General features: G+C 52.3%; 15 protein-coding genes and 1 riboswitch. Of the genes, 1 reads left to right on the top strand and 14 read right to left on the bottom strand.

Annotation, left to right across the window (positions count from 1 at the left end):
* Position 1: 1 nt before the first annotated feature.
* Complete coding sequence (locus tag LIZ87_RS00075) at positions 2 to 202, bottom strand: hypothetical protein (RefSeq protein ID WP_227144658.1); 201 nt, start codon at positions 200 to 202, stop codon at positions 2 to 4.
* Between the two features lie 165 nt (positions 203 to 367).
* Between LIZ87_RS00075 and LIZ87_RS00070 the strand changes: the two genes are divergently transcribed.
* Positions 368 to 1,009: a helix-turn-helix domain-containing protein gene (locus LIZ87_RS00070; protein WP_227144657.1), complete on the top strand. Its 642-nt coding sequence runs from the start codon at positions 368 to 370 to the stop codon at positions 1,007 to 1,009.
* Positions 1,010 to 1,387: 378 nt separating this feature from the next.
* On the opposite strand, the gene LIZ87_RS00065 is transcribed toward LIZ87_RS00070, so the two are convergent.
* The 13 genes from LIZ87_RS00065 to LIZ87_RS00005 form a co-directional block, all read right to left on the bottom strand.
* A complete protein-coding gene (locus tag LIZ87_RS00065; RefSeq protein ID WP_227144655.1) occupies positions 1,388 to 2,827 on the bottom strand; it encodes an SLC13 family permease in 1,440 nt (479 codons plus the stop codon).
* Positions 2,828 to 2,903: 76 nt separating this feature from the next.
* Entirely contained in the window at positions 2,904 to 3,956 is a 1,053-nt protein-coding gene (locus tag LIZ87_RS00060) for an NAD/NADP octopine/nopaline dehydrogenase family protein (protein WP_178316266.1), read from the bottom strand.
* Between the two features lie 12 nt (positions 3,957 to 3,968).
* Positions 3,969 to 5,375, bottom strand: coding sequence for an MmgE/PrpD family protein (locus LIZ87_RS00055; protein ID WP_178316265.1), 1,407 nt, complete (start codon positions 5,373 to 5,375; stop codon positions 3,969 to 3,971).
* A 214-nt stretch (positions 5,376 to 5,589) separates the two neighbouring features.
* A complete protein-coding gene (locus tag LIZ87_RS00050) occupies positions 5,590 to 6,786 on the bottom strand; it encodes a PucR family transcriptional regulator (RefSeq protein WP_227144653.1) in 1,197 nt (398 codons plus the stop codon).
* 17 nt (positions 6,787 to 6,803) lie between these two features.
* A complete protein-coding gene (gene xdhC / locus LIZ87_RS00045; protein WP_227144651.1) occupies positions 6,804 to 7,298 on the bottom strand; it encodes a xanthine dehydrogenase subunit XdhC in 495 nt (164 codons plus the stop codon).
* Positions 7,291 to 8,181 carry a xanthine dehydrogenase subunit XdhB gene (gene xdhB, locus LIZ87_RS00040; RefSeq protein ID WP_227144649.1) on the bottom strand — a complete coding sequence of 297 codons (891 nt, stop codon included), beginning with the start codon at positions 8,179 to 8,181 and terminating at the stop codon, positions 7,291 to 7,293. Before xdhB ends, xdhC begins: the two co-directional genes overlap by 8 nt.
* 26 nt (positions 8,182 to 8,207) lie before the next feature.
* Positions 8,208 to 10,496 carry a xanthine dehydrogenase subunit XdhA gene (gene xdhA, locus LIZ87_RS00035; protein ID WP_227144647.1) on the bottom strand — a complete coding sequence of 763 codons (2,289 nt, stop codon included), beginning with the start codon at positions 10,494 to 10,496 and terminating at the stop codon, positions 8,208 to 8,210.
* A 33-nt stretch (positions 10,497 to 10,529) separates the two neighbouring features.
* Entirely contained in the window at positions 10,530 to 11,924 is a 1,395-nt protein-coding gene (locus LIZ87_RS00030; protein ID WP_227144645.1) for an NCS2 family permease, read from the bottom strand.
* 76 nt (positions 11,925 to 12,000) lie between these two features.
* Positions 12,001 to 13,305, bottom strand: a complete 1,305-nt coding sequence (locus LIZ87_RS00025) for an amidohydrolase family protein (RefSeq protein ID WP_178314525.1) — start codon at positions 13,303 to 13,305, stop codon at positions 12,001 to 12,003.
* A gap of 144 nt (positions 13,306 to 13,449) precedes the next feature.
* Positions 13,450 to 13,545, bottom strand: a riboswitch (purine riboswitch).
* A 209-nt stretch (positions 13,546 to 13,754) separates the two neighbouring features.
* Entirely contained in the window at positions 13,755 to 14,903 is a 1,149-nt protein-coding gene (locus LIZ87_RS00020) for a hypothetical protein (RefSeq protein WP_227144643.1), read from the bottom strand.
* 26 nt (positions 14,904 to 14,929) lie between these two features.
* Positions 14,930 to 16,117, bottom strand: coding sequence for a TolC family protein (locus LIZ87_RS00015; protein ID WP_227144641.1), 1,188 nt, complete (start codon positions 16,115 to 16,117; stop codon positions 14,930 to 14,932).
* Positions 16,118 to 16,251: 134 nt separating this feature from the next.
* Complete coding sequence (locus LIZ87_RS00010) at positions 16,252 to 17,463, bottom strand: ABC transporter permease (protein WP_178314610.1); 1,212 nt, start codon at positions 17,461 to 17,463, stop codon at positions 16,252 to 16,254.
* Positions 17,453 to 18,325, bottom strand: a complete 873-nt coding sequence (locus LIZ87_RS00005) for an ABC transporter ATP-binding protein (protein WP_319638560.1) — start codon at positions 18,323 to 18,325, stop codon at positions 17,453 to 17,455. The genes LIZ87_RS00010 and LIZ87_RS00005 overlap by 11 nt, the downstream gene beginning before the upstream one ends.
* Between the last annotated feature and the right edge of the window lie 206 nt (positions 18,326 to 18,531).

The raw sequence follows: 18,531 nt of genomic DNA, 5'->3' as shown, positions 1-18,531 counted from the left end.
GCTATACCCCCGTAAGCTCATTGAAATATCTATCTATCTTGACCCGATCCCACAGGACACGCTTGCCGATCTTGACCTTTGCGCCGATCTCCTCTCCCAGCTTCATGGCATTGTTCCTGCCCAGATTGGTATAGGCCCGCAGCTCCTCTGTGTCCATCAAGCGGCTTGCTCCTGATACCGTATTCATTGCTCTTGCTCTCATTGTTTGGCTCCTTTCGTTTATCTTTGTTTAAATAGCTATTGAAAGTGATGCTTATATTTGTTACAATATTTATCATAAAGCAACATTTGTGTTTTTTCAACACCTATAAACATATTTGTATTCATTTCAACAAATTTGAACATTTCAAGAATGGAGGTTTTTTTCATGGGATATGCAACAGAACGATTCGCAAGACGCCTAAGGCAACTTCGAGAAGCTGCTGGACTAACGCAAGAACAATTTGCCAAAGAATTAAAAGTTTCGAGAGGCGCTATCAGCTACTATGAAAAAGGCGAGCGCACCCCCGATATAGAGTTTTTAAATTCTTTATATGATTATTTTGATTGTGAACTACCATTTGATTTTCTTCTCGGAGAAACTGACAATCATAAGGAAGAACACAAAAATATGTTTGAGTTTTATGGCTTAACAGATCATGCCTGTGAATATTTAAAAAAAGATACCCATATCGGCGAAATAATCTCCACCGTTTTAGAAGATAAAAATTTCTGCGGCTTTATGCGGCTTTACAAAAACATCATTCAAAATTGTGGAAATTCCCATCGTGGAGAAATTGAATATATGTCTTTTTTAATGACCAAAGTTCTAAATGGAATTATTGAAGATGCTTTATATCGTAACCTGAACCTCCAATATACAGAGGAAGAAAAAAAGAATATGGGAGAAATGCTTATTGAAACAGAAAAGTGTCTTGAAAACTTCAAGACCGTAGAAAATATACTAATTCGAGGGGAGGAAGATTTAAAAAATCTCAATTACACGGAAAAAATACACATAAAAATTTAAAATCTAATGGACTTACCGCCCTTTCCGATGCATCTATATGGGGAGACATAACTTAACCTGTAAACCAACAAAAAATAGGAGTACCGACTACCTTTTCAACGCCGCATACTCCTATCTTCCCAATTATAATTGACACACCTTTTGACACACTTAACTATAACACAAGACAAACTGTGATAATCTAAAAGCCCCGAAAAACATTACTTTTCAACATTCCATGGAATACGATAAACCATGACAAAACCTAATTATCAAATTTTATATTTTCCAGGTAGTGGATGAGAAATAAGCAGTTTTGCCGCAGTATGACATAGATGGCTTCGTTTTCTCATAATGGCGCAGCTACCAGTATTCTGCGCATCCCATTGTCCATTCCTCCTAATTTATCATCAGCAGCGCTGCCGAATAAACCACCGCCGAAACCGCCATATGCAGCCCCAGCCCAAACGCCGCTGCCAGCGTCCTCTTCTTTGAATCCGGTATCTCGTCGCGGCCATGGTATACGGAGGCGGGAGCAGAGGAGCCGGGGAAAATGATGCCCATGTTGGTGCAGTAGATAAGCGCAGCGCCAAAAATCATGGGATTGGCACCGGAGGCCATTACGAAGGGAGCCACTACGGGAATCATAGCATTGCCCATGGCAATATTGGAGCCTACGTTAGTGAGGATTTCCATTACCACTACAATGAACACCAGAATAAATACCGGACTCTTTCCCGCAAACAGCGGAGCGAACAAGCCCGTCAGCCAAGGCATGATGCCGGTAACATCTTTTGTCATAGCGCTGGCCAGGGGAATGGTAACAGCACACATCATGATAACCGGCCAGCTTATGGCGATGTCACTGTGCTTGATGTCGTTAAAAGAGATAGCCGCCTTCCCGTCGCCCTCTCCGCTTGGAAGCATGATCAGAATGATAAAGCAGAGGCAGTAAAGCCCGGTGATAGTCAGCTGGTTATTTAAGAAGTCTGCAAAGGCATTACTGCGGAAGGTCCCCGCGAAGATGGAAAGGAGCATTACCACCATATAGACAATGATAATCCTTTTTGCCCTGGGGCGCAGCACTGCGCTCTCCTCCCCCAGCTTTTCCACGTCAAAGGCCTTCATAATACTGAAATCAACTTGAAAGAGCTTTGCTCCCAGGATGGTGTAGAGGGTGATAACCGTCACGCCTATGACAGCTGTCATGCACAACATGCCTCCCAGATTAATGCTGACGCCTGTGATCTGCGCCCAGCTTGTGGCCAGGCCAAGCTGCCAGCCCTTATATGGCATCATGGATACTCCCAGCATCAGAGAGACCAGTATCCCGCCAAAACCGTAATAACGGAAGCTGCTGTCCTTAGAATAGCCGCAGGAGTCCGCAATATCGGTCCAGATAGCGTACAGAAGCAGATAGGTAGAGATGGTCTCCAGCACAATACAGGCCCACATAAACACAAACATAAAGCACCAGGTATAAAAAATGGGCTTTCCCTGAAAGCATTTCATGGACAGGGTCTTTCTCACGAACCATTTTCCGAAGCCATATATTACGATGGCACCAGCCGTAAACTGCTGCACCAGGATCTGGAATACCAGCTCCCCGCCCATCATCGCGGTAATGGCACTTGTAACGCTGTCATGATACCCAGACAGCCCGAAGAGGATAATAGCCAGAAATGAAGGCCATATGATCTCACAGGTAGAATATCCGTAGACCACACCGATAAACAAGCCCAGCAGCTTCATGCCCACAGGCGTCAATGTTGAAAATGGAGGCAGAAAGCCAAAGCCCACCATAAAAAAGAGAGTTACCGCCATATGTACATACTGCACGGGAGAGTATCCCGATAATTTTGTAACAGCCTTTGTTTTCATCCTTTCATCACAATCCTTTCTGTATTGTAGTATTTCATTCTGCTGTCATAAAATACTCCGCGATCTGCTTCCCTTTAAGCCCGCCAAGCCCCAGCCGCTCAAGAGTCCTGCCTTCTCTGTAGTAATCGGTCTGATTGATAGCCGAGGCCACTGTCACAAGGGCGCGGTACAAGGGAACTTTTACTCCCAGTGCCTCAGCCACCGACAGAAACAAGCAGCCGATAATGGGAACATCCTCCGAAATATGTCTCTCCTGCATGCTGTTGGGTCCGGACAGAGCCTTAAAATTGTCAAAGGTATGGATAGACGGATCCGCATATTTTCTGAAATTAGCCGAGGGAGAAGGACCGCAGGGGAATCTTAATGCATCCATCACCGCCTTCTTTTCCTCCCACAGCCTGTCCGCAATGGCAATGGTGGAGGGACATATAGCCTGCTTAAAAGAATAATAGGTTCCCTGGCAACTCTCTATGGCGCCCGCGTTAACCACGATCAGGGAAATGTGGCTTAACAGATTAGGCCCGTTAAAGGCAGCCTCCAGGATACAATCCACAGCCCTTAGCTCGTAAATCCCCCGAAAAGCCTCTATAAGCCCTGCCGTATCCCGCGCCGGAAACGCAGCCACATTTTTCACATCATAAGCCCCGCCAAAGAACACCTCTGCCTCTCCTGTCCTGCGGCAGGAGAACAGATTGCCGCTGGTTTCCCCCACGGTCACATCCCTACGCCCGCATCTTTCAAATGTCCGGCGGTACACAAACGCCCCCAGATTACCCGCGCTGAGAAGTACCGCGCTTCCGGGCTCCAAAAATGGCGCTATATACTCTGCCACCTGCTCATCTGCGTTGGAGATGGTGCAGCAGATAACCTGCCCCGCTCCCTTTAAGGCCGCCTCCGCATCTGTGGTGACTGCCCTGATAACAGTATTTCCGGTAATGCTTCCCCCCAAGCTCACAGCTACCTCGTAATGGCTGTACTCCTCCTTTCCAAAAATGTCGCAGAGCCACACCTCATATCCCCGCATGGACAGCTCAGCCGCCACAGACCAGCCGGTACTCCCCGCACCAATTACCGCTATCTTCTTCATAATCCACCTCCATTAGTCATCAGCAGAAAGGCATTCCGCCAAAGGTGCCAGATCCTCCAGGCATTCCAGCTCCTTACAAAGTGCAACAAACTGGTCGGTCTTCTCCCTTGAAAGCCCTGCAGCCCTTGCGCCACCCCGGAAGGTGCGCTCCACATCCTCCCAATCAAAGGGATTCTTTGGATGACCCTTGGGGAACTGGAGGGTAACCTCATGCTTCTCTCCATTTTTCAGAGCCACCCGCATGGTATAAACCGGGAAGCTTCCATCCTTGAACATCTGGAAGGCGTCCGCAATGACCACCCGGTTGTCCGGATCCAGCTTCACCACGGAGGCCAGCTTAAGAAGCTCCTGCTCATTCAGCCTGTCCGCGTCATACCAGTCAGGGCTTGGTTCCCCCCGCAGCATAAAGGCCGCAAGGCAGTATGGAATGGAGAACTGGGCGTCGCGGCAGCTTAAGTATCCGTCCCAGCTAAACTTCTCCCTTTCCTCAATGGTAGGGCTCATCCAGATCTCCTCAATATCCTCCGCCCCAAAGCCATGCTCACGCCTGAGAATATCCAGACAGTCAAGGGGTGTCTGTATCCACATGTTAGCTGGCCAGTGCTTAAACAGCAACTCTGCAAACAGGTATTCCGTGCCCAGATTTCTGTCTATCCAGCCCTTATTTGCAAATCCTCTCATCATCATGGAATATCCGGATTCCCCGTCCATGATATCGTAAATATTATCCAGTCTGTTATTTTTCGCCATACTGGCGATCATGGCCCCTGTAAGGCCTGTGACGGCATACTGCAAATGATAGAAATCCGAGCCTTGCAGCGCCAGGATGGCATTTACAACAGGAGTGGAGCATCCGGTACCGCCCAGCAGGAGATTGAACTGCTCCTCATTGCATTTAAGGAGCTTTCCCGCAGGCACTGAGCTGGCAAATATCTGCCAGGATCCCAGGCCCCAGCCATATTTTACTGTATCAAAATCCGTGGTGGGCTCGATATAACAGGCAATGCGCTGATACAGCTCAAAGCCCCCGATCACTGCAGTGAGAAACTCTCTTCCGGACAGATGCATGGCCTCGGCCATGGCCATGGAAACTGTAATTAAATGAGCGCTGGGATGGCCGGTAAAGCTGCAGTCCTCCCAGTCCATGGTGTCAGCCGCCGTAGCATTTGCCATGATGGCACCGTACATAGGAACCTTTCCCCGCTCTCCCCACATGGTTGACATCCAATCGGAGGTTTTCCCAACAGTCTCTCTGGCAGTGTCCCTGGCACTCACTGCTGTCGGAAGGGTGCGCCCCGCCAGCGCCACTCCCGCCACATGCATGGTAAGCTTTTTCGCCTTATCCACTAATTCTGTCGGCAGGTCGGAGTAATCTAGTTTTGTGATAAATTCGCAAAGTTTCTTGGTATATTCTGTCATTTTCAATCCTCCTTTATGATTTATTTCATTTCTATATAAAATATATCGTAATATTGTACAAAATTCATGATTAAAAGGCACGTTTTTTCTTCGGTTTGTGTAGTTCTTTATTGTGCAGATGCACAATACATCCCCCCTCTCTGTTACAGGCAGACAGAAGGAGCCGCCTGGCTTCCATGGCCAGGCGGCTCCTTCTGTTTTTAATCCGATATGTTTACTCCTCCTCTTCGATCATAAGACTGCTGCGGCACAAAAGTGCCAGGCGGAGGGAGAGAAGGCTGTCAATGTCATCCAGCCGGATGCAGGTCAACTCCTCGATCTTTTTCAGCCTATACTGCAGGGAGTTGCGATGGATGAACAGCTTTGCGGCGGTTTTCTTCTGGTTCATGTTGCATTCAAACAGAGTATGCAAGGTCTCCAGCAGGATGCCGCTCTGGCTGGACCGCAAAAGCTCATCCAGAACCGAGGAGAGCCGCTTTCTGTTGTCCTGGCTCAAATGAAATACCAGGCTGCCCAGCAGGATGGAATGTCCCCAGAAGATCGTTTTTTCGGGGAACAGCATCCGACCGGAGTTTAAACGCTTCACCAGCTGCTCATACTGCCGCTCATAATCCGGCAGCCTGCGGCACCGCACACCAATGACTGCCTGCATGGAAAGGCAGTAGGTTTTTTCCGCCACATTCCGAAGGTATTCGCATATATGAAACAGTCTTAAGGCATTGGTGTCATCGCTTTCCTCCCGGCCTCCATAGAGCACCAGCGCACTCCTGGCGGCAGGATCCGTCATGACAAAATCCTGGTTTTCTGAGAAGTAGGAGGCCAGAAAGCCTAAGAACTTTGTCACGGAATACTGCACCTGGCGCTCATCCATAATAAGCTCCCTGGTGCCCGCGTCCACCTGAATCTCATTGATCTTTAAAAACCGAATGAAAAGGGTTGTGTGCGGGACTGTAATATCAAATCCCAGCTCCCTAAGATCCTCTAAGAGCGGTCCGCTGTCAGAGGGGTGCACTCCCACCAGCACTGACAGAGGACCGCCCATGGGCAGGGCCGCCGCAGCTGGGCCTTTGCTGCGAAGCTGTTCATTTTCCAGGATCAGCCCGGCTATGGTAGCGATCATTTTCCCGGCAGAGGCGTCCGGGGCATCCGGCTCCAACAGCTTAACAGCGCCTATAAGCCTTTTCTTATCGTATAAGAGGCACAAGTCAGATAATGCGGCCTCCTGTCCTGCCTCTGCCGCCCCGCCAGATACCTCCATCATCCGGCGCGCCCCATCATCATATGTCCCTGTAAGGGAAGTCAGGGAGGACGCCAGAATAAGCCCGTCCCTGCGGACAATGCTGACCTTATGCTTGGATACCGGCGCTACCGCCTGAAAGATCCGCTCTGCTATGACATGTGTGAGCTCCATTGCCGCTTCCTCCATCCTTACCTTCCTTCATCCCCCACAACCTTATACGTCTCCTCCACAATGCGCTCCATTGCATTGAGGATGTTCTCATATCCGGTGCACCTGCAGAGGTGGCCGGATATCATTTTCCGGAGCTCCTCCCGGTTGTAGCGTTTCCCGGTGCCCACGATCTCCACGGCAGTCATGATGAGGCCCGGGGTGCAGAAGCCGCACTGGACGGCCGCCTCCTCGATGAAGGCCTTCTGGATCAGGCTGAGTTCGCCGTTTGGGCCCTTCAGGCCCTCCACGGTCATGATGCTCCGGCCCTCGGCCCACATGGTCAGGTAGATGCAGCTGTCAATGGCTTCACCGTCCACCAGGACGGTACAGGCGCCGCACTCCCCCACCTCGCAGCCCTTCTTTACGCTGGTAAGGCCCAGGCGGTTCCTCAGCGTATCGAGAAGGGATTCCCTGGGATCCACTGCCAGCTCCACTTCTTTTCCGTTTACTGTCATATGGATAATGCTAAGCATGTGCATTCCCTCCTTCTCCATTTATGACGGCCTGCTTTAAGGCTCTCTTTCCCAGCTCCTCCACCAGCTGCAGGCGGAACTCCTTTGACGCCCTCCAGCTGGAGCGGGGATTGACCTCCTCTAAGGCCCATTTGCCCACTGCTTCAAAAAGCGCTTCCCCGATCTCCATGCCCTTTGCCCGCTCTTCTGCCTCCCGGCAGCGGATAGGGGTGGGAGCAGCTACGCCATAGGCCAGATGCAGATCCTCGATGTACCTTCTGTCCTCTGTCAGCTTTACCGTCACTGCACAGCCAAGGGTAGCGATCTCCATGGCATTGCGCTTGCCGTACTTGATGTAGTGGCCGCTGTAGCCCTCGTAGCTCTCCCTTTTGATCTTGATGGCGGTCAGGATCTCCTCATGCCCTCTCACCGTCCTTCCCGGTCCGGTATACCACTGGCTGATGGGAACCTCCCGCACGCCCTCCGGCCCGGTCAGCACCAGAATGGCGTCAAGGCAGCAGAGGCTGGATGCGCTGTCGGCGCTGGTGACGCCATTGCAGACATTTCCTCCCACTGTGCCGATGTTGCGCAGCTGGGGGCCTCCTGCCATGTCTACCGCATTTCCCAGTATGGGGATATGCTTCTGGATGATCTCATTATTCGTGATATGGGAAAATGTGGTGGCAGGTCCGATAACAATAGTCCCGTCCTCCTCCATGGAAACTCCTTCAAGCTCCCTGATCCCGTGGATGCTCACCAGGGAACAGCCTGCAAGCTTTCCTTCCCTGATCTTGATCAGCACGTCGCTGCCCCCCGATATGATAACCGCTTCCGGGTCCGCCCTCAGCGCCTGGACTGCATCCTCTATATTCTTTGCCTGATAAAAACGTTCAATATCATACATACTGTTTCACCGCCTTTTTATGGATATTAGATAAGTCCCGCCGCCTTAAAATGAGCGACCAGTTTCTGGGGCTCCAATGGCAGGTCATTGACCGCCACTCCTGTGGCATGGAGCACCGCATTTCTCACAGCCGGGGCAACAGGGATGGCTGGCGGCTCTCCCAATGCCTTATTTCCGAAGGGTCCGGTGGGATCCTCCAGCTCCACGAACCTGGCTGTCAAGTCCGGTGTATCCATAGAGGTAGGCAGCTTGTAATCCAGAAGATTGTCATTAAGCGGCCTTCCCTTTGCATCAAAGAGCAGCTGCTCGCTTAATCCATAGCCCAGCCCCATGCTCATGCCTCCGTGGACCTGCGCCTCTGCAAGCTTCGGGTTGATCAGGACGCCGCTGTCATGGACGTTGATAATGTCTGTCACCTTTACCCGGCCCAGAGGCATATCCACCTCCACCTCTGCAAAGCAGACGCCGGTGGCAAAGGTATTGGTCTTACACTGGCTGGTGGCCTCTGCCGTGATGTGCACGGAGCGCTCCAGGCTGTAGAAGGCGGTTTCCGCCAGGTCTGCCATGGAAAGCAGAGGTTCTCTTGTCTTTATGTGTACAATGGTATTTTCTGTAATATCCAGATTTTCCTGGGGGAGCTTCAGCATATAAGCTGCGTAGTCCAGTATTTTCTCCTTAAAGATCGCCCCTGTTTTCTTCACCGCCATGCCTGTGACGTAGGTCTGTCTGGATGCATAGGCCCCTGTATCAAAGGGGGTAATATCCGTATCCTGTGTAGACAGCATGTTGATCTTATCCTCTGTGATCCCTGTCACCTCAGCCGCCATCTGGGTAAACACGGTGTCGGCCCCCTGACCGATCTCCGTGGCTCCCAGCTGCAGCTGCATGGAGCCGTCCTGGTTTAAGACCATGCGGCATGCGGCTGTCTCCAGGGAAATGGGATAGACGCCTGTCTTGTAGCAGAAGATCGCCATGCCGACGCCCTTTCTCACAGGGCCGCTCTGACCCTCGTGGGCCTTTCTCTTTTCATCCCATTTTATGTACTGGCGGCCCTTCTCTATGCATTCTGCCAGGCCGTAGGTATTGCATTTGATATGGGTGTGGGGATCCTCATAGCCGGGTTTCATGCAGTTCTTTTTGCGGAACTCCAGGGGATCCATGCCGATGGCCAAAGCCAGGTCGTCTGCCATACACTCTGCTCCGAACGCGGCCTGGGGGATCCCGTAGCCTCTCATGGCACCTCCTGTGGTAAGGTTGGTGTAAACGGTGTAGGCATCGGATTCCAGCACCTTTTCATCCCGGTATATCTGTTTGAACTCATTGGAGGTATTGGCCACAATAGAGTGGGCATGGGAGGCGTAGCCGCCCTGATTGGAATAGGCTGTGAGCTTCCTTGCAACCAGGGTTCCGTCCCGCCTGACAGCGGCCTTTACCTTCATCTCAATGGCGTGGCGCACTCTGGTACAGGCCAGAGTCTCCTCCCTGGATATCTCCATTTTCACGCCCCGTCCTCCTACCTGGGTGGTGAGGAAGGCGTTTAAAGGCTCGTAAAGCACATCCTGCTTGTTGCCGAAGCCCCCTCCGATATAAGGCTTTATCACCCGTATCTTTCCCATAGGAAGTCCCAGAGCCTGGCTTATAACCCTGCGGACTATATGAGGGATCTGGGTGGAGGTGGTGACGATGATACGCCCCTTTTCCATATAGGCAAAGGAGATTGGCGTCTCAATGTGGCAGTGCTGCACGCTCTGAGTCTTGTAATCCCGCTCCAGGATAACCAGATCCTCCTCCTTTACTGCCTCCTCATAGGTTCCCTCGCCCACCTTGAAGCTTGAATGGGCGATGACATTTCCCGGCTTCTCCTCATGAAGCTGGGTGGCTCCCTCCGCCATGGCCTGCTCTACGGTGAGAATAGGCTCGTATTCCTCATATTGGACCTTTACCAGGCGCACTGCCCTGGCTGCTGCGATCTCATCCTCCGCGATCACGGCGGCGATGTCGTCTCCGTAGACCCGGACTCTGGTATTCAGAAGCTTTCTGTCCGCAATGTCCTGGTGGGCCTTTTCCACGGACCAGGGATGGCCCGGAGTGGGGAACTGGATATCGGGCACATCAAAGCATGTGACGATCTTCACCACTCCCGGCACCTTCAGGGCCTCCTCCAAATCAAATCCTTTTACTACGCCATTGGCAATGGTACTGCGCACCACCTTTGCCGCCAAAAGTCCCTTTGGCTCCAGGTCTGCTGTATATTTTGCAGCTCCGGTGACCTTATCCATGGCATCCACACGCTTTATGCTCGTTCCAATTCCCATGCAACACACCTCCCGGCCTTGTGGCCTGATACATTAGATTAACACATATTTCAGTACAAACAGCACTGCCAGCACATACATAAGGGCGCTGATCTTCTTGTCCTTTGCCTTACCTGACAGTACATTGATTACAACATATGATATGATTCCCATTGCGATTCCTTCGGAAATGCTGTACATAAAGGGCATTGCGATCAAACAGATGTAGCAGGGGATCGCCTCCGTAAAGTCGTCCATGTCGATCTTCATAACGGATGTGATCATGAGAAAGCCTACTACGATCAAAGCCGGGGCTGTGGCAAAGGAAGGGATCGCCAGGAATATGGGTGACAAAAACAGGGACAGGCCGAACAGCAGGGCTGACACCACAGCCGTAAGTCCCGTTCTTCCGCCTTCTGCCACGCCGGAGGCGCTCTCCACAAAGGTCGTGGTGGTGGAGGTTCCGAATACTGCGCCCAGAGAGGTTCCCACAGCATCTGCCAGCAGGGCTCCCCTGATCTTCGGAAGCTTGCCGTCCTTATCCAGCATATCGGCCTTGGAAGCCACGCCGATCAGCGTTCCCAGAGTATCGAACATATCCACAAACAGGAAGGCGAACATGATCGTTATAAAGTTTAAGGAGATAATGCCGCTAAAATCCATCTGGAACAATGTCGGCGCCAGGCTGGGAATTCCGATGCCGGAGCTGAAATCCGGGAGCACGCTGAACATGCCCAGATCCGGATTCGGCTGATACAGTCCTGTGATCTCACAGACAATGCCTAACAGCCAGGTGATGAGGATGCCCCATAAGATATTGCCTTTTACATTTTTCACCAAAAGCACGGCGGTGATCAGGATGCCTAACAATGCCAGGAGCACCGTAATGCCCTCTGAACGGAAGGTGCCTGCCTCAAGGGAGCCGCTGAAGGAGTAGACAGATACAAGGGTCGCACTGTCCACCACGATCTTTGCATTCTGAAGGCCGATAAAAGCGATAAACAGGCCGATGCCCGCAGATACTGCATGTTTTAAATTCATGGGGATGGCGTTGAAAATGGCTTCGCGCACATTGGTGAGGGACAGGGCGATAAAAATAATGCCTTCCACAAACACGGCTGCCAGGGCCATCTGCCATGTATATCCCATCTGGAGCACAACGGTGTAGGCAAAGTAGGCGTTGAGGCCCATGCCCGGAGCCAGCACAAAGGGATAGTTTGCAAAGGCTGCCATCAGCAGAGTTGCCGCAAAGGCCGCCAGAGCTGTGGCTGTAAATACAGCTCCCCGGTCCATTCCCGTGGCGCTTAAAATGTTCGGGTTTACTGCTAGGATGTATGCCATTGTCATAAAGGTGGTAATACCCGCTATGACCTCTGTCTTTACATCGGTATGGTGCTCGGATAAATGAAAGGTGTTCTCTAAAAATCCCTGATTCTTCTTATTCTCCATACTTCATACCTCCTGGTAATTGTTTTGTGTCAATTAGTTTCTGCTTATCTCTCCGGAACATACATCTGAAATGCATCTAATCAGCCGGACTCATGTCATCTGCCATATCAAACACTCTGGCTCCTGCCACATATTTGGCCCTGATATGGCGCTCGTCAGAAAGGTATATGATGCGCTCCAGGCGTTCCCGTACACTTAGGGGCAGAGGAGATTTTAAGGCCCTGTCATCTATGACAACGGCATCCAGCTCATAGCCCTCCTCAAAGCTTCCCACATTTCCAAAGAAGCTTCCTCCCCCTTTTGTTCCGAGATAAAAGGCCTCCTCTACGGACAGAGGCTTTTTCGTCTCATCTGCCAGCCTCCATCTCAGCTTCGATACCTGGATGGCATCTGCCATGGCCCGGAAGATGGACTCTCCCACTCCTCCTGCCACATCCGTGCCCAGGCCTATGTTCATGCCCTTATCCAGATATTCCCTTACAGGAGCGATCCCGGAGGAGAGATTGGTGTTGGACTGGGGACAGTGGGCAATGTATACGCCCTGCTCCTTCATCCTCTCCTTTTCCGCCTCCTCCGGCCACACACAGTGGGCCATAATGGTCTTCACCTCCCCGCCAAACAGGCCGAAGCCGTCGTAGGCCCCGCCGTAATATCCGGCCCAGGGGCAGAGCTCCTTCACCCAGGCGATCTCCCCCTTGTTCTCCGACAGGTGGGACTGCACCGGAAGGCGGTACTCCTCCTGTATCTCTTTCAGCTTCCTCATGAGCTCATCGGAGCAGGTGGGAATGAACCGCGGAGTCAGGATGGGCTTTGTATTCCTGTAGCGCCCTGCAATGCCGTCCAGCCATGCCCTTGTCTCCTGTGCGGAGCGCTCCGGGCTTTCCTCCCTCAGGTAATCCGGGCAGTTCCGGTCCATGTTTACCTTGCCCACCATGGTCACAAGCCCTGTATCCTCCATGAGATCCATGAGTAGCGCTGTGGCCTCCCTGTGGAGGGTGGCAAAGATACAGGCCCTTGTGGTAGCGCTTTTCTTCATGCTTTCCGCAAAGATGTTGTAGGCCTTCCCGGCATACTCCAGATCCTCATACTTTGCCTCCTCCGGAAAGGTCCTGGTATTCAGCCAGTCAAGGAGCTCCAGATCCATCCCCATTCCCCGGAAGGTATACTGGGGAGCATGGAGGTGAAGATCCACCAGTCCGGGGACAATGAGGCTGTCTTTGTAATCTGTCACAGGAAGGCCGGCATATTGCTCCGGAAGCGATTTCCACACGCCTGCTGATCTTCCCTCTATACAGACCAGATATCCTTTCTCTGTCACAGCAAGCGACCGGGGACTCTCGCTGTAGCAGATATTTCCTCTTAAAATAAACGTTTCCGCCATATGCGCCTCCTTTTCCAAACACATATTTGATCCCCTCCCAGAGGGCTTTTTGTTACATAGGAGCCTCCGAAGGAGTTTCCGAATGTAATAAAAAAACCACCGCTGTCCCTGACTTTCCTGTTTCCGCTCCCCTCCCCTCTGCGGGACTATCATGCGGAAACCTATAGTCAACTATTACGGTAGTTGGTAGAAACGCTCAACCAATTATGAGCATATATAAGTTTTCGGTTTTTATCGAGAATGTGAAATGATTCACTATTGATAATTCGAGTTTATCATAATAGACAATCTATTGTCAATATTTCTCTCTGTTTTTGTATATTTTCTACATTTTATATAAATTTTTTGTCAATTATCTGGAATTAAATGGAATCTCTTTGTTGGTTTTGGATATTCTTATTCGAGAACATCGTACGGCTGTTTTCTTTTTTCAGCAAAAGGAAGGGGGCTTACAGATCGCCCATAAGCCCCTTTTTCGCCCAGTCATATGTATCCATGGAAAGCTGGAAACGGATATCCGCCTTCCCCTTTACCGCCATTTCCTCCAGCCAAAGGTATCTGGCCTCCAGGTATTCCTGGCGGGACAGCATCCCCAGCTCCATCTTGTGGCAGGCGGCGTCCCAAGCGGCTCCGGCAGAGCTTCCTCCTGCGTGAGAGGCCGTCCAGATGCCCCGCGCTGCAGTCACATCCTGGTAGAGCGTTTCCAGCTGGCCGAACATGGATTCCTCGCTCTCATGAATGGCTCGCTGTCTGGAATGAAGTTCTTTGTTGGTGCCTGTGAAGCTGCCGCTCCTCTGCTCCCGCAGGTTATAATTGTTTCCCAATGCCGTCTGCTTATCCTGCTTTGGATCCATCAACGCCATACGCCCTTCATCAGGCTGCGGCAGGAAACCGATCCCCAGGCCTGCATCCGGCCCATAGCCCGTCACCATAAAAAGCTCCCTCTTTACTCTCTCCATCTCACTGAAAATCTTATGTACCTTGTTGTCTGCTGCCTGGGCAGCCTTCAGAGCCTCCTCTGCCTCTCTGGGAGAAACGCCGCCTGATGAGGAGAGGGCCAGCTTTTTCTCGTAAAGGGACTGCTGCCAGTCGCTGTAAGCCGCCGCTGCTGCCTGCTCCAGCTTTAAGCTGTTGTAGGTGCCTGCGAGGCTCTGGGCTGTCCACAGCATGGTGTCCTCCATTTTCCTGTAGGACATGGTGCTGGTGCTTCCTCTGGCAGAGCGGAGCTGTTTGTCGATCTCCTTCGCCGCTTCCTCCAGCGTTTTCGCCTGGGCGTAATAGTGGTCCGCCCCATCCTGATCGCCGCTCTTTTCCATATCAGAGGCCTCCTCCCGTAAAAGCCGGCGGGTTTCCATGATCTCCTCCCTGGCAGCCTCATAGCGGTTTATGCGGCTTTCATACTGGATCCGCTCCATCTGGACCTGGGGGCAGTAGGCTTTCACAAGTGTCTCCAGATCCTCGTAGGTAATAACACCAGAGGCGGAAGAAGCTGCTGCGCCTTGGGATACTGGCTGTTCTTCTGCCGCGGCCTCCATCTGCCAAGGCCCCAAAAGCGCTGCCAGCAGACAGATACCGGCCAGACATCTGATTCTTTTCATGATTCACCACTCCTTCCGCCGTTCTCTTAAACCTCTGCCTGGGCCAGGCCATTGACAGCCCATCTGTAATTTTCCATTGCCTGCCTGTATGACAGGCCTGCGATCTCCTTTGCAGCCTGTTTTTCCGCCAGCCCTTTCTGTTCCTCCTGGCACTGGTTTTTAGAAATCATTCCCAGCTGAAAACGCCGTTCTGCTGCATTGGCGTTGGCCGCTGCCAGCTCATATTCCCCCAGGGCCTGGATATAATCTGCCTGTGCCTGTTTTAAGAGCTGGTATTTTGCTTCCACGTCAGACTCAATGTACTGGCGGCCGCTTTCCACCTTTTTCTGCATCACATCCCACTGGCTCTTTCCGTAAGTGGTGTGCTGAAAACGCCGCTCATTGGCTGCCTGGGTGAAGTTTGCCTCAACAGCCCTTTCCTTATCCTGGTTCCAGTCAATAGCATCCGTCTCCTCCGGATCCGGTATGGGAACCTCCCGGATATCCGGCATGGCGTCATAACTCCAGCCCGTCATGACGCACAGCTCCCGGCGCAGGCCGTCCCTCTCCTTTTCGTTAGTGAGAATGGCTGCCTGGGCATTTTCCGCCTTTTCCCGGGCAGCCAGAAGCTCTGCCTCTGAGAGCATGCCGGAAGCTGCCCTTGTCTTCGCTGCCTCATACTGCGACCAGGCAACTGCCAGGGCCTCCCGGAGGCCGGGCAGTTCCTTTTCCTTCTGCCAGTAGGAGATCATCACTGTCTGTGCTTCCTTTACCAGGAGGGCCTCCTGTTTTTCATACTCCAGCTTTTTTACGCGCCCGTCCTCGTTCATGGAATCCGCCATATCCTGGCTCTGCTCCGCCTGCACTCTTGTGATAGCTGACTGGGCGGCCGTACGGCCGTAATCCTCCTGTCCCTCGTCTGTGGCATCCATCATCTTGTCGCTGGCGTCATAGAGCCTTTCCGCTGCATCCTGGTAGGCATTTTTCAGGTCATCGTGAGATTTTCCTCTGTATTCATCGTATTCGATCCTGTTGTTGATCACAGACGCATTGTACTCATGGATCAGGTCAGCCAGCTCACCGTATTCCAGCACATTATCCCGCAGGGAAGCCCATTTTTCCGCAGAATAGGCAAACTCCGGGCTTGCGAAGGCAGCCGTGCGCCACGGCTCTGAGACCGCGCCGGACAAGGCCAGCGCAGCGCACAGGCGGACAGCCAGCGCCCTTTTTTGCATTCCTCGTATTCTTCTTTTTTTCTTCTGACCTTCCATCCCATGCTCCTTTCCTTCTGCGTTCCTGCCGGCTGTCTCCTGTCACAGGCCGCGCCTGTTTCCCGCCAGAGGCTGCCTCCTGACAGCCTTCCGCTCCGTTACTCATACCGCAGAGCATCAATGGGATCTGCCTTTGCCGCCTTGGATGCCGGGTAAAGCCCGAAGAATATGCCCACCACTGCGGAAAAAGCCACTGCAATGATGATAACTCCCGGCTTTATGATCACCGGCATGTGAAGCAGCAGCCCTCCTGCAGATACCAGCCCCACACCCAAAATAACGCCAATGATGCCGCCGCAGGCGGAAAGGATAGCTGATTCCGTCAGGAACTGTATCAGTACATCCTTTGTCCGGGCCCCCAGGGCCTTTCTGATGCCGATCTCCCTGGTACGCTCAGTGACGGAGACCAGCATAATGTTCATAATGCCAATGCCTCCCACCAGAAGGGAGATCGCCGCAATGCCTCCCACTGCCATGGACAGGCCTCCCATGACCCCGTCCACAGAATTCATCTCCTGCATGGCCGTGTACATATACATGTCCTCCGGGGTTCTGGAATGCATTTTCGCCACATAGGCCTTAAACTGTTCAAAGAACTGATCCAGGTTCACGTCCTCCTTTGCATAAACATGAAGCTGGTAAAAGCTGTCGTTGGGCCAGGTTAAAAGCGTGTAGGGAAGAAAGGCAGAGCCCGTATCCTTCGTACCTCCCATCATCAGGGCCTGGAATGCGTTCATCTCCTTGCGGTAGATCCCCACTACCGTGTAATCGTCCGTTGTCCCGTAAATCGTGGTGCGGAAGCTTTTTCCAACAGCATTTTCCGTGCCAAAGAGCATTTTGGCGCTGTCCGTATCCATCACCACGTTTTTCTTCCTGCCCAGCACATCCCCCTGATTCAGATAGCGGCCGTATACCATATTCACAGGCTGTACGTCCTGGTAATTGTAATCGATCCCCTGATAATCAAACTTGATCTTTGTGCGCTTATAAACAGCCTCCGCGTTTGTGCCGGCGCTGCTGTCAATGTAGGCGATCTCATCATAAAAGGCCTCCCTGGCCCGCTCCATTTCATCCAGAGTAAAATAGTCGCTCTGGCGCACATCGTCCACCCAGTAGCCGATGGATATGTACGCCTGGGTGATGCCCACATCCTTATACAGGTCTGCAAATAAGCCCCGCATGGTATCTCCGATGGACACGATGGAGATCACGGACCCAATGCCGATAATGATCCCCAGCATTGTCAGGGCGGAGCGCATCTTGTTCGCGCGGATGGCGGAAAATGCCATAAGCATATTTTCAATCAGCATACGTTCCTCCTTTCGCCGCCGGAACCGGGGATGACGGGCTGGCGAAAGCCTGCCCCGGACTGACTATCTCCTGTCCCTTTCCGGGATTGAGCTCGTCACTCTGGATCTGTCCGTCGCTGAAACGGATAATGCGGCCCGCGAAGGCGGCAATATCCTCCTCATGCGTTACCAAAACCACCGTTGCCCCCTCCTCATGGAGCTTCGTGAACAGCTCCATGATCTCGATGGAGGAAGCCGTATCCAGATTTCCCGTTGGCTCATCTGCTAATATCAGAGGAGGCTCATTTGCCAATGCCCTGGCTATGGCCACGCGCTGGCGCTGGCCTCCGGAGAGTTCATTTGGCATATGCTCCTTCCTGGCTCCCAGGCCCACCCGGTTAAGCAGCATTGCTGCCCTGGCCATGCGCTTTGCCTTTGGAACCCTGGCGTAGGTCATGGGCAGCTCCACATTTTTCAGGGCGGAGGTACGGGAGATCAGGTTAAAGGACTGGAACACAAAGCCGATCTTCCTGTTGCGGATATCGGAGAGCTCATCCGGCGTCATCTGCGCCGTGTCCACGCCGTCCAGATAGTAATGCCCCAATGTGGGGCGGTCCAGGCAGCCCAGAATGTTCATAAGGGTGGACTTGCCGGAGCCGGAATGGCCCATGATCGCCACAAATTCTCCCCTCTCGATGGTGAGGTTGATCTTCTTAAGGCCCATCACCTTGATCGCGCCAGTGTCATATATTTTTACAAGATTTTCCAAGCTGATGAGAGGACCGCTGCCGGAGTGTTGGACAGAGGCCGCTGCCGGCCCCCTGCCCGTTTTCCGTTTTTGATAGATGGCAAAGATTCCTTTGCCTGGTATCCATTTTTTCATAAACAGCCTCCTGTTACTATGAAATGTCTGCTGCCGAATAAGCGGCATGTATTCAGGTATGCCCAATGCGCCCGCCAGATTTTCGTGGTGCGGTGGCGCCTCCGACCGCCGGGCGCATAAAGGCTTACTATGAAATGTCCGCCTCCGACAGGCGGCATGTATTCAGGTATGCCCAATGCGCCCGCCAGATTTTCGTGGTGCGGTGG

Origin of the sequence: Lacrimispora sp. 210928-DFI.3.58 (genome assembly GCF_020554865.1) — a bacterium.
Taxonomy (GTDB): Bacteria; Bacillota; Clostridia; order Lachnospirales; family Lachnospiraceae; genus Enterocloster.
This window is presented reverse-complemented; position numbering and strand designations above follow the sequence as displayed.